Annotated in this window: 10 protein-coding genes; 6 read left to right on the plus strand and 4 right to left on the minus strand. The window is 74.3% G+C overall.

The window, feature by feature from the left end; translation table 11 throughout:
• Positions 1-9: 9 nt before the first annotated feature.
• Positions 10-1461, minus strand: a complete 1452-nt coding sequence (locus tag CCL05_RS07855; RefSeq protein WP_086559759.1) for an alanine racemase — start codon at positions 1459-1461, stop codon at positions 10-12.
• A gap of 320 nt (positions 1462-1781) precedes the next feature.
• Between CCL05_RS07855 and CCL05_RS44740 the strand changes: the two genes are divergently transcribed.
• The 5 genes from CCL05_RS44740 to CCL05_RS07875 are packed head-to-tail and all read left to right on the plus strand — an operon-like array spanning position 1782 to position 7172.
• Positions 1782-1943, plus strand: coding sequence for a hypothetical protein (locus CCL05_RS44740; protein ID WP_158102426.1), 162 nt, complete (start codon positions 1782-1784; stop codon positions 1941-1943).
• Positions 1940-3211 carry a hypothetical protein gene (locus tag CCL05_RS07860; protein WP_086559760.1) on the plus strand — a complete coding sequence of 424 codons (1272 nt, stop codon included), beginning with the start codon at positions 1940-1942 and terminating at the stop codon, positions 3209-3211. Before CCL05_RS44740 ends, CCL05_RS07860 begins: the two co-directional genes overlap by 4 nt.
• The gene (locus tag CCL05_RS07865) at positions 3208-3747 is read left to right on the plus strand and encodes a hypothetical protein (protein WP_086559761.1); all 540 of its coding nucleotides are present in this window, start codon (positions 3208-3210) and stop codon (positions 3745-3747) included. The genes CCL05_RS07860 and CCL05_RS07865 overlap by 4 nt, the downstream gene beginning before the upstream one ends.
• A gap of 21 nt (positions 3748-3768) precedes the next feature.
• Positions 3769-6273: an Hsp70 family protein gene (locus CCL05_RS07870; RefSeq protein WP_086559762.1), complete on the plus strand. Its 2505-nt coding sequence runs from the start codon at positions 3769-3771 to the stop codon at positions 6271-6273.
• 5 nt (positions 6274-6278) lie between these two features.
• The gene (locus tag CCL05_RS07875; protein WP_086559780.1) at positions 6279-7172 is read left to right on the plus strand and encodes a tetratricopeptide repeat protein; all 894 of its coding nucleotides are present in this window, start codon (positions 6279-6281) and stop codon (positions 7170-7172) included.
• Here the strand turns inward: CCL05_RS07875 and CCL05_RS07880 are convergent.
• Complete coding sequence (locus tag CCL05_RS07880; RefSeq protein ID WP_086559763.1) at positions 7169-7978, minus strand: FHA domain-containing protein; 810 nt, start codon at positions 7976-7978, stop codon at positions 7169-7171. The genes CCL05_RS07875 and CCL05_RS07880 overlap by 4 nt on opposite strands.
• Positions 7979-8137: 159 nt before the next feature.
• Positions 8138-10123, minus strand: coding sequence for a serine/threonine-protein kinase (locus tag CCL05_RS07885; RefSeq protein WP_086559764.1), 1986 nt, complete (start codon positions 10121-10123; stop codon positions 8138-8140).
• Between the two features lie 270 nt (positions 10124-10393).
• Between CCL05_RS07885 and CCL05_RS07890 the strand changes: the two genes are divergently transcribed.
• Positions 10394-11023 carry a hypothetical protein gene (locus CCL05_RS07890; RefSeq protein ID WP_086559765.1) on the plus strand — a complete coding sequence of 210 codons (630 nt, stop codon included), beginning with the start codon at positions 10394-10396 and terminating at the stop codon, positions 11021-11023.
• 5 nt (positions 11024-11028) lie between these two features.
• On the opposite strand, the gene CCL05_RS07895 is transcribed toward CCL05_RS07890, so the two are convergent.
• Positions 11029-11559, minus strand: coding sequence for a DUF488 domain-containing protein (locus CCL05_RS07895; RefSeq protein ID WP_086559766.1), 531 nt, complete (start codon positions 11557-11559; stop codon positions 11029-11031).
• Between the last annotated feature and the right edge of the window lie 33 nt (positions 11560-11592).

Raw genomic sequence — 11592 nt, forward strand, 5'->3', positions numbered from 1 at the left:
GGCTCCCCCCTAGGGCGTGATCGGCCAGAACTGCTCGTCGAGGCACCAGCGCCAGGCGTCGCCGTCCTGCCAGGCGGCGACCTTGCGGGCGGCGGGCTGGTGCTGGGCGCGGGTGGCGTGGAAGTCCATGGCGTAGCCGGCGGTGTTGGCGAAGGCCAGCAGGTCGCCGGGGACCGGACGGCGCGGCAGGAAGACCGTACGCCGGGTGATCAGGTCGGTCTCCAGGCACAGGCCGCCGAAGAGGTGCACGGCGACGGGCCCGCCGCCCGGCCCGGCTCCCCTTCCGGGGATGACCACCGGGTCCATCAGCACTCCGTGGTCCTCCAGGGCGATGTCGTCCGCCTTCGCGGCCAGCCGTACGAGCAGTGCGCCGCCCGTCTCCTCGGAGCGGACCTCCAGCACCCTCGCCAGCGTCAGCCCGCACTGGTCCAGCAGCGCCCGGCCGGGCTCGCTGTGCAGGTCGTATAGGTGCTCCAGCAGCAGCGCGGCCAGCGGGCGGCCGCCCAGCGAGGCGGCGGGCTGGGCCAGCAGCTCGTCCAGATAGGCCGGGCCGGCGACGGACCGGTGGGCGGGGTAGAGGCCGAGCGCGCCGCGCAGGGTGCCGGACTCGTTACGCAGCCCGTAACCGTGCCCGCCCCAGGTCAGGGGCGGGCGGCGGCCCAGGACGGCGGCCGTGAGCGCGCTCGTGTACGCCTCCCACTGCTCCCGCTCGGCGAGGTAACTGACGCCGAATCCGCCGCCGACGTCCACGGCCCGCGGCCGCAGCCCCCGGCTCCGGCACGCCTCCAGGGCCGCGAGGGCCCCTTCGAGGGCGGTCGCCTTCTCCGCGACGCTCGTCGTGTCCAGGTGGTAGGCCACGCCCGTCAGCTCGACCGTGTCGCCGTGCCGCTCGACCGCATCCAGCAGTGGCTTCAACTCCCGTACGGGCGTGCCGAACCGGCTGCGCCGGCTCAGCACCTTCACCCCCGACGTCTCGAACCCCGACAGCCGCGGCAGCACCCGCACCGGCGCGAGCGCGTGCCCTCGCACCAGCGCGGCGACTTGGTCCAGCTCGGCGATGCCGTCGACGGCGACCGTGACGCCCGTGCGGGCCGCGAGCCACAGGAACTCGGGGTCCTTCGGACCGGTGGCCGTGATCCGGTCGGCGGTGAAACCGGCCCCCAGCGCATGCTGCAACTCGCCCAGCGACGCGACGTCCACGCCCGCGTCCGTGGCGGCGAGCCGGCGCAGCAGCGCGCTGGAGCGGTTCGCCTTGTGGGCGTAGTAGACCTGGCCGGACAGGTGGTGCCCGCGGTACACGGCGCGGAACCGCTCCAGGTTCTCGGCGATCTGGTCCGGTACCACGACGTGCAGGGGCGAGCCGAGCGCGTCGGTGAGCGAGTGCAGCGTCCCGGTCGCGGCCAGGAGCGAACCGAGCCGTGGTTCCAGTCGGGGTTCGAGATACAAGGGCCGGCCGTCCATGCGCGCTCCCTCCCCCTGTAGCGGCTGGGCCCGGCATCCGGGCACGTCCGACACTCCCCGCGTTTCGCCGTATAGCCCCTATCCATTCTTCGGTCGCTTTACGCCCTGTAAGACCCGGGCCTGCCCCCGCGCCGGTGTGAAGCGGACCACGGACGGGCCGGGCGGCGCGCGCCCGGCGCGGGGCCGCGGCATCCGCCGTTCGGCGCCCTCCCCGGCAGTCCGGGAGGGGTCCCGGCGGGGGCTCCCTACCCTGACGTCCCGCGCCGCCGCATCGGCGGGCGGGCGCAGGGGGACCGGCGACGTCGCGGGTGGATTCACCGGTGGGGAAGGTGCGTGAGCACGTGCTCGACCGCACGCAGGACACGGCGACGGGCGTCGCCGAGGCCGCCGGCCTGCTGGAGGAGACCACCGGCCGCTGCCCGCCGCTGCGCGAGCGGCATCCGACACGGCTCATGACCTGGCGCCGGGGGGTGATCATGTGACCACGCCGGTGCGGGAGTTCGACCGTTTCGAGGAACTGGCGGGCACACAGCTGTACCGCAGGAACGTCTTCGCCGTGACCGGCCTGCCCACCCGCGCGAGCGGACCGGCCGTGCGGCGGCACCGGCAGAAGGCGGAGGCGCGGCTGGCCGTCGAGGACCGCTGGCCCGGAGCGCCGGACCTGGCCCCGGCCGGCGGCTACGGCAAGGACGAGGTGCGGGCCTCCTTCGAGGGCCTCCAGGACCCGCGCCGGCGCATGGTCGACGAGCTGCTGTGGCTGTGGGACACCCCGGACTCCGGCTGCGACTGCGCCCCGGACGTGCACGAACGGCACGACACCGCCGTGCTGCTGCACGCCCGGGTACTGGAGGCGGAGACCGGGCGGTCCCCGCTGCCCGTCGAGCAGCGGGCGCCCCTGTGGGAGGGCGCGGCGTCCGCCTGGGGCCGCCTGCTGGCGGACGGGGCACTGCGGCGGCACGTCCGGCACCGGATCAGGGCGCTCGGCGACCCCCGGCTCGACGAGGGCGCGGCCGACGACCTCCTGGCCGGGCTGCCCCGACTGCTCGTCTCGCCCTTCCCCCAGCTCTTCGCCGACCGGGCCGACGCGACCCGGCTGACGCCCGTCTGCTCGGCCTGGGCCGGATTCCCGCCCTTCGCCGGCCTGTTCTCCGAGTTGTTCGAGGGCGCGGTGGAAGAGGCGTACGAGAAGATCCACGGCGACCTTCTGACGGCGGAGCGGGAGCGTGAGGCCGCCCACTACCGCGAGGCGTTCCTGCTGCTGCGCGACCACGTGGTGCCCGCCTTCGAGGACATGGCGCCGCTCAGAGCGTTCGTCTCCGACTGGCGCTACGACGAGACCGCCCACATCGTCGCCGTCGGGCTGAACAACCTCGCGGTGGAACTCCTCGGCGTGTCCGTGCACCGCCCGCCGAGCGCCTCCCGGCGCGAGGAGATGCTCTGGCTCGCGGAGAAGGCGTACGAGATCGGCCCGGACCGCGACTCGGACGGGCTGAAGGAGAACTGGGAGTTCATCTACGACCACCTCACGGGCACCGGTCGCCGCCCCGCGCGGGTCAGGCGGCCGTTCCCCTGGTTCTGGTTCCTGCTGGTGCTCGCCGTCATCGGCGGCTCGCTCTCCGCCCTGATCGAGATCTACGGCATCGTCCCCGTGCTCATCGTCGGGCTCGGCGGCATCGGCGTACTCGGCTACTTCGTCCAGATGGTGGTGTCCTTCGCCGACGCCGCACGCAGCGTACGGAGGAGGAAATGAGCTTCCCCTCAGGCCGCGGAGGCCGGACCGGCCGCGGCAGCCGGGTGCGCGCCGCCCTCGGCCAGTTGCGGCACCCGCCCGAGTTCCGCGTCCCGCCGCCGTTCCTCGGCACCGGCCAGGCGGACTGGGTCGCCGGCGTACTCGCCGACGCCGGGACCGCCACGGACGAGCCCGCTCCGGCCGGCGCGGACGCCGGCACGCTGCTCGCCGCCGCCACCGGCATCTGGCGCGCCCAGCGCAAGCTGGACCAGCGCGCCGGCGAACTGTCGGCCGCGGACCTCAGGCAGGTGCGCCGCTATGTCCAGGCCGGCCGGCAGGCGCTCGCCGACGGCGGACTGGAGATCCAGGAGCACGACGGCGCCCCCTTCGACCCGGGCCAGTCCCTCGAAGTCCTCGCCTTCCAGGACGAACCCGGACTGACCCAGGAGGTGGTGCTGGAGACCCTCCGGCCCAGCGTCTACTACCGCGGCGAGCGGATCCAGATGGGGCAGGTCGTCGTCGGCCGGCCCGCGCCCGGCCCCACCCACGGCATGTGAACGACCAAGGAGACGACCGCAATGCGCGAGACCATCGACTTCGGCATCGACCTCGGCACCACCAACAGCGCCATCGCGGTGGCGGACGACGACGGCGTACGCGTCATCAAGAACAACGACGGCTGGGACTGCACCCCGTCCGCCGTGTGGATGCCCAAGCCGGACGTGATCCACGTGGGCCGCCGCGCCCGCGAGCGCACCGACACCCAGCCCGACGACGCCCACGCCGAGTTCAAGCTGGAGATGGGCGTGGCCGGATACCACCGGCGGTTCGGCCGCGCCCAGGTGTCCCTCACCCCCGAGCAGCTCTCCGCCGAAGTGCTCAAGTCCCTGCGCCAGGACGCCGCACACGACACCGGAAGCCCGCCGGAAGCGGCCGTGATCACCGTGCCCGCCTCCTTCGCGCTGCACCAGAACAGCGCCACGTCCGCCGCCGCGGTCCTCGCCGGCCTCGGCGAGCACTGCCCCCTGGTCCAGGAACCGACGGCCGCCGCCATCGCGTACGGCGTGCAGGACGCCTCCGAGTCCACCCACTGGATGGTGTTCGACCTGGGCGGCGGCACCTTCGACGCGGCCGTGATGAGCAAGCGCGACGGCGAACTGCAGCTGCTCCAGCACGCCGGCGACCCGCGCCTGGGCGGCAAACTCATCGACTGGGCCATCGTGGAGGACCTGCTCGTCCCCGCCGTCCGGCGCGACCTCGCTCTGCCCGACTTCGCCCGCCGCAACCCCCGCCGGCGAGCCGACTTCGCCAAGCTCAAACTGGCCGCCGAGGACGCCAAGATCGAGCTGTCCCGGCGCGCCGCCCACGACATCGTCCTCGACCTCTCCGACGGCGAAGGCGGCACGACCCCCTTCGAGTACACCCTCACCCGGGGCGCCCTGGACGACCTCGCCCAGCCCTTCTACGCCCGCGCGATCAGGCTCTGCCGGGACGCCCTCGCGGAGAGCTCGCTGCGGCCCGACCACATCGACCGGCTGCTGCTCGTCGGCGGGGCGACCCTCGCGCCGGGGCTGCGCGACCTCCTGGCCGATCCCGTCGAAGGCCTGGGCATCCCGCTCGACCACAGCCAGGACCCGACCACCGTGGTGGCGCGCGGCGCCGCCGTCTTCGCCCGTACCGTGCGGATGCCGAGCAAGCCGCGCACGGCCGCGCCGGGCGAGTTCACCGTGGAACTCCACTACGAACCCCAGTCGCTGGAGACCACCGGCATCCCCGTCTCCGGCCGGATCAGCGGCGGCACCGCCGTGCCCGACTGGACCCGCTACACCGTCACCCTCACCAACCCCGACGGCCACCCGCCCTTCCGGGGACCGCAGACCAGCCTCACCCCCGACGGCGCCTTCTACACCGAGGTGACCATCGACTCCGGCACCCGGTCCCGGTTCACCGTGGAACTCTCCGACGGCACCCGCACCCGGCAGCGGCTCGCCCCGGACACCCTGTCCATCACCCACGCCCGGGTGCTGCCCGGCGACGCCGTGCTCACCAGCACGCTCGGCATCGGCAAGGCCGACGGCTCCTTCGCGCCGATGCTGCGCAAGGGCACCGCCCTGCCGACCTCGATCACCAAGACGTTCGAGACGTCCATCCCGCTGCGCCGCTCCCAGCCGGACGCCGTCATCCGCATCCCGCTGCTGGAGGGCGAACGCCGGCGCGCCGACCGCAACACCCGCGTCGGGCTGCTGGAGATCCGGCCCCGGGACGTCCGCTTCGACCTGCCCGCGCAGACGCCCGTCGAGGTGACCTTCGAGATCAACGCGACGAACCGGGAGGTCACCGTCACCGCCGACATCCCCGTCGCCGACGCCCAGTTCGAGGCGACCATCGACCGCTCCCAGCTAGTGGCGCCCACGCACGACGAGCTGGTCGACCGGCTGCACGACCTGGAGCAGCGCACGCACGCCCTGCGGGAACGCGCCGAGGAGGTGCACTCCGAGCAGGCCCTCACCCGGCTCGACGGCCTGTCGGACGAGAAGGCCTTCGTCCACCTGCGCAAGGAGGTCGACGCGGCGGCCGTCGACACGGGGGCGGCCGGGACGGGCGACCGGCGCATCCGTGACCTGGAGGCCCAGCTCGACGACGTCGAGGAGGCCATCGACATCCCCGGCCTCCAGCACGAACTGTGGGACCTCCTCAACAACTGCGAGGACCTCATCGAACAGACCGGGGGCGGGCCGGCCGAACGCCGCGAACTGGAGAACCTCCGCACCCGCGCGACCAGCGCCGGCGAGGACGGCAGCCCGGCCGGACTGCGCCGGCTCGCCGACCGGGTGCGCGACTTCCAGGTCGACCTCCTGCGCCGCAGCGACCAGTGGGACTTCCTCGTCTTTGACTCCCTCGTCGAACTGCGCGACGAGATGATCTCCCGCGCGCAGGCGGACGCCGCGATCGCCGACGGCCGCCGAGCCGTCGCCGCGGGCGACCGCACGGCCCTGTCCGCCGTCAACCAGCGCCTGCGCCGCCTGCTGCCTCCGGGTGTCTCGGAGGAGCGGCGGATCGGCGGGGTGCAGGAGAGCCGGTGAGCGACATGAGCGACCAGGCCGGCGCCGAGGGCTCCGCCGCGCCCGGCGTCGTCCTGCTCGTGTCGCGGGCCCGGGGGCTCGCCCGGGCGGGCGAACTGGAGGACGCCCTACGGCTGTTGCGGGAGGCCGAGGCCACCGAACCCGGCACCCATCGGGACGTGCTCGACCTGCGGGCGCGGGTGCACGCACAGCGCGGGGAGACGGCCGAGGCGGCGGAGTGCTGGCGACGGGTCCTGGCCCGGCACCCGGACGACCCGGCGGCCCGAGCGGGACTCGCCCGGCTCGGCCGCACCGGGCCGGTGGCGGCGCTCGGCCGGCACCGCGCCCGTACGGCCCTGGTCGCGGCGGCGTGCGTGACCGCCGTCGCGGTGGGCGTGCTCACCACCCTGGACGGCCCACGCCCGGCCCGAGCGGACACGGACCGGGCGGCGGGCGGCCGGCAGATCCCCGGTGCGGGCGGTACCGCCGACGCCGGGCAGGACAAGGACCAGGCCGAAGCCCGTCGGGCCGCCGCGCTCGCCGATGACCTGCGCGCACCCGGTCTGCGCGTCACCGTGCACGGCGGGTCCGTCGAAGTCGCCTTCGCCCAGGGGCTGTTCTCCGAAGGCGCCCGACTCACCCCGGCGGGAGCCCGTCACCTGGCCCTGCTCGGTGAGCGGCTGGCCGGGCGGCACCTGTCCGTCACCGTGCACGGCCACGCGGCCACCGTCCCCGGCGCCCCGCGCAGCGGCGGTTCCGTCGTCGCGCTGTGGCGCGCCCTGGTCGCCGCCCGCGAACTCGGCGCCGCGAGCGGCGAACCCCTCACGGCGTTCACCACGGACAGCGCGGACCAGCGCGACGCCCCGTACCCGGACCCGGCCCGCAACCGCACGGTCACCCTCGTGATCTCACCTGGCTAGGGCTGTGCGGGCGACCCGTCCTGGAGTTCCGGAGTGCCGGGGGTGTCGTCCATCAGGTCGAGGTCCGGCGGCACCAGCGTCGTCGACTCGACCAGGCCCTTGAGCAGGTTGTGCAGCAGCGTGTTGTCGTAGGGCCGCCGCTCCTCCGTCTTGTCGTGCACCAGCGGGTACTTGAAGCCGGTGCCGTGCAGGCGGTGGCGTACCACCTCGATGCGGTGCTCGATCCTGCGTTCCGTCCAGTTGCCGTCCGGACGCAGGTGGACGAGCTGCCGGGCGGCCATGGAGTACGTCAGGGGGCGTGGGTCCTCCTCGTACAGCAGGTACCGCTGGCCGAGGACGACCAGCAGCAGCCGTTCGTCGTCGTCGAGCGCCCAGGTCTCCGGCCGCAGGGTCGCGGCCGGGCGGCGCGACACCGGCCCCTGGTCGTCGTGGTCGGCCACGTACAGCTCGATCAGGTGCTCGCGGTAGCCGGAGCCCTTCACGAACAGCGGGGTGTAGCCGGTGGCGAGGGGGAGCGGCTCGGTGGTGGTGTGCATCATCCGGCCGCGCGGCAGCCGCACCAGCTGCCGCCCGGTGTTGCGCAGCCACCACTGCCCGCGCAGGTACGTCAGTTCCCCGTGCCGGCGGCTCACCCGCAGGTCGTCCACGCCGACCTCCAGGTCCACGTCCGGCCGCTCGCCCCGCCCGAAGCGGACGGTCAGTCCCGGACGCGGCGGGGCACACAGGTCGCCGGTGACCGTGCGCGCGTGCAGGGTTCCGGGCGCGGTGGGCGCGACACCGCGCGCGAGGCTGGCGGAGAAGGTCATCGCTGGTCTCCTCGGTGCGTGGGCGTGCAACTCGTCCTGCGACTCGTCCTGCGACTCGTACGGAATCGGCACGGTGCGGCCCCGGCGGGGCGGGCCCCGCCGGACGTACCCGTCAGCGTGGCCCGACCCGCTCGGGACCCCTCCCCATGGCTTCGGGGATCAGCGCGTTCGCAGCTTCGCTGACGCGGAGGCGGCGAGCTCCGTGGCCAGATGGCACAGTTCGCCGCTGGACCGCTGCCCGCCGACGTGCAGCCGCAGCATCTCGACGGCCGTCTCGGCGTCCCGGCCACCGTACTCGCGGAACGGGACGAACACCGTGCAGGTGCCCTCGCCGTTGCCCTCCGGTTCGACGACGGCGTCGTAGCCGCTGAGCCGGACGATGCGGCCGTTACGCGCGGACTTGGGTTCGTCGCGGAAGAAGGCGATCTCCGCCTCCAGGTCGTCGACGTCGCTGAACCACTCGCAGTCCCAGCCCGCGACACCGGCCTCCGGCACGTCGGCCCTGATGCCGGGGACGACGGACAGCGCCTCGGCGTCGAGCAGCGCGCAGGCGCTCCGCCAGGCCAGCGAGGCGGCCGGGTAGGGCGGGGAACGGCGGGGGAGCGGGCCGCGGTTCAGGACCTCGGCCGCGCTGCGGGCGGCGGTGTCGGCGACCGCGCACAGCGCCGCGGCACCGCCCGCCACCGTGCCGTGCCCCACGTCGACACGGACCCCTACGAACATGTCACCGCCGGTGCTGCGGGGGCGGTCGCTGCCGCCGGCCGCGTCGTCCCGGGACAGCAGCAGCCCGCACTCGCCCTCCTTCGGCGGCGCCTCCCGTACGGCGATGCCCCCGATGGTCCTGACGGGATCCGACGCCTCGGGCGGCGAGCCCCGGCGCACCTGGACCGACACGTCGATACGGGACCTGTCGTCCGGGTGGACGAGCACGTCGCAGCGGTCGAAGTTGCCGTAGTCGACGTCGACTTCGCTCTCCCCGAACCGGTCGAGCGCGTCGGCGTCGGCCAGGGCGCACACGTCGGCGGTGCGCGGATCACCGATCAGGGCCCGCGTCCCGCCGTTCGAGGGGTCCTTCGGCAGCTGTCTCCCGGCGGACCCACGGGTGCCCTTCCGGCCGTCGCCCGGCTTGTCGCCGTCCCCGGGAAGGGCGACGAGACTCAGGACGACCGCGGCGCCGACGCCGAGGGCCGCCGCGATCAGGGCCCGGCGCCGCCGCCGCGGGCGCCCGCCGCCGGGCGGGGCGGGCCGGCCGTCCGGGGCCGGCGTCCGGTGTTCCGCCACGGCCGCCAGCAGCCGCCCGGCCTCGGCCGCATCCGGGCGCTGCCCCGGGTCGCGACGCAGCATGGCGCCGAGCACGGGGTGGAGGGGGCCCAGCGCATCGGCGTCCATCTCGACGACGCCCTGCTCGGCCTTCCAGTACGTCAGACGGTCCTGGTCCTCCCCGGCGGCCCCCGCCCCGTCACCGTCCGCCGGGGGCTCGCCGCCGCGCGGCGGGGAACCGGTGACCAGGGCGTGCAGGGTGGCGGCCAGGCAGAACACGTCGGAGGCCGGCCGGGGGACGTTTCCCCGGGCCAGCTCGGGGGCGGCGTAGTCCGGGGTGAAGCTGTAGGGCCCGTTGGCCGTGATGGTCTCGCCGCCGCCGGCCCGGTAGGCGGCACCGAAGTCCAGCAGCTTCGCGGCCCCGCGCCGGGTGAGGCCGACGTTGGCGGGCTTGACGTCGCAGTGGACGATGCCCGCCTGGTGCAACGCGGCGAGCGCGTCGGCGAGCTGGGCCCCGATCCGGGCCACGCGCCCGGGGCTCATGGGCGGCTGCCGGTCGAGGCCGCCGCCGGGCACGTACTCCATGACGAACCAGTACGTCTCGCCGCCCCCGCCGGTGTCCCCGCCCGTGTCCTCGCCCGAGGGCACCGTGACGACGTCGAACAGCGTCACGACATGGGGGTGATCACGGAACTTGGCCAGGGCGCGCGGCTCGCCCAGCAACTGCCGCACCGCGGTCTCGCGGTCGCCCTCGGCCCGCTCCGGCTTCAGCGCGACGTCCTGCCCCACCACCGTGTCGTGGGCCAGCCACACGTCGCCGCCGCGCCCTGCGCCGATGACCTCCTTGAGGACATAGCGGCCGGCGAACTCGTCTCCGGGACGCACGTCGTTCTCCCCCTCGCATCGGCCCAGAACGCGCGCCGCCACCCTCGCGCGCGTAGAGCGAACCTACTGCGTACAGGGGGCGTTACTCACGGTATCCCCAGAGCCTCCATCAGCCGCACGCATGCGCGAGCCGACGCCCTGTGACGCGCCGGTGACATTCGGGACGAACCCGTAGCGGGTGAGCAGGGCAACGTATGCGGGGGGTGGCGGGTCGTAGTGGGTGCAAGGGCTGAAGCCCGCGCGTTCACACGCAGACCCATGGGGGAAAACATGCAGGTCCGTATCCGAGGCATCCGTACCACCGTGGCGGCGCTGGCAGCGCTGTCGGCCATGGCCGGTGTCACCGCGGCAGCCCTCCCGGCCGCCGCCGCCACCGCACCGGCTTCCGACGCACCCCGGTTCCTGGAGCCGGCCGAACTGCCGCCGCACCCGACCTCGCCCTGGTACGCCGGTCAGGTCACCGCGGGTCAGCCGGACCCGCTGCCGGCCTGTGTGGGCGAGGCCCTGCCGTCCACCGCCTCGTACCGCTCGTACTGGACCGACTACGACACCAACGCCCAGCAGATCACGGTCCAGGAGCGCAGTGTGCAGCGGGCCAAGGACTTCGCGGCGCTGCTGCGCAAGGACCTCGCCGGCTGCGCGAAGAAGCTGATGCAGCAGGACCCCGACATCACGGCGACGCAGAAGAACTACGGCCGGCTGGACGTCGAGGAGGGCGCCTACGTCTACGGCGTCCACACCGCTTCGACGTGGGGTTCCTCCGACATCAACCTGTTCTCGGTCGGCCGCGACGGCACGACCGTGACGGTCGTCCGGTGGGGCCAGATGGGCACCTTCCAGCACGCCCAGGTGTCCGACTTCAAGGCCACCACCGTCACGGCGGTCGACAAGCTGCTCTGAGGGGCTCAGCCAGGACCGTCGTACACGACGAGCCCGTCCTCGCGCAGACGGGCGCCGGGCGTCGGCGCATGAGCGCTGAGGCGCCCGTCGTGCATGAGGTGGTGCACCGGTACGCCGCGCGCGAGTACCGCGAAGTCGGCGATCAGCCGGCGGTGGCAGCGCCACCAGACCGCCTCGCTGCACATCACGGCGGTACGGACATCCGCGGCCTCGCGCAGCACCCGGTCCATCGCGGTGACGAACTCGGGGGCGCGGGTGTGGGCGGCGTAGCCGCGGAAGGAGGCGTTGCGCCAGACGGTGTCCGGGCTGTCCACGGGAGGTGTGCGGAACCCGCCGAGGGCGGGTTCCCACCGGTAGGCGATGCCGAGGCCCGGCATCCACTCGGCGAGCCGCCGCCGCGACAGATCGGGGTCGCGGCGGCTGCCGGGAGCGGTCCGCACGTCCACGACGGCCGTGACGCCGGCGTGACCCAGCAGCTCGGCGATCCGGTCCCGGCCGGCGGTGCTGTGCCCGAAGGTCACCAGGTCCACGTCCACAGCCCCGGACTTTCCCGTTCTCGCGGATCCACA

The sequence above is a fragment of the Streptomyces africanus genome (assembly GCF_002150735.1).
Taxonomy (GTDB): domain Bacteria; phylum Actinomycetota; class Actinomycetes; order Streptomycetales; family Streptomycetaceae; genus Streptomyces; species Streptomyces africanus.

Bases quoted from the DNA above. Each gene is read 5' to 3' on its own strand.
- CCL05_RS07855 (WP_086559759.1), bottom strand. From the start codon at position 1,461: ATGGACGGCCGGCCCTTGTATCTCGAACCCCGACTGGAACCACGGCTC.
- CCL05_RS07865 (WP_086559761.1), top strand. From the start codon at position 3,208: ATGAGCTTCCCCTCAGGCCGCGGAGGCCGGACCGGCCGCGGCAGCCGG.
- CCL05_RS07870 (WP_086559762.1), top strand. From the start codon at position 3,769: ATGCGCGAGACCATCGACTTCGGCATCGACCTCGGCACCACCAACAGC.
- CCL05_RS07875 (WP_086559780.1), top strand. From the start codon at position 6,279: ATGAGCGACCAGGCCGGCGCCGAGGGCTCCGCCGCGCCCGGCGTCGTC.
- CCL05_RS07880 (WP_086559763.1), bottom strand. From the start codon at position 7,978: ATGACCTTCTCCGCCAGCCTCGCGCGCGGTGTCGCGCCCACCGCGCCC.
- CCL05_RS07890 (WP_086559765.1), top strand. From the start codon at position 10,394: ATGCAGGTCCGTATCCGAGGCATCCGTACCACCGTGGCGGCGCTGGCA.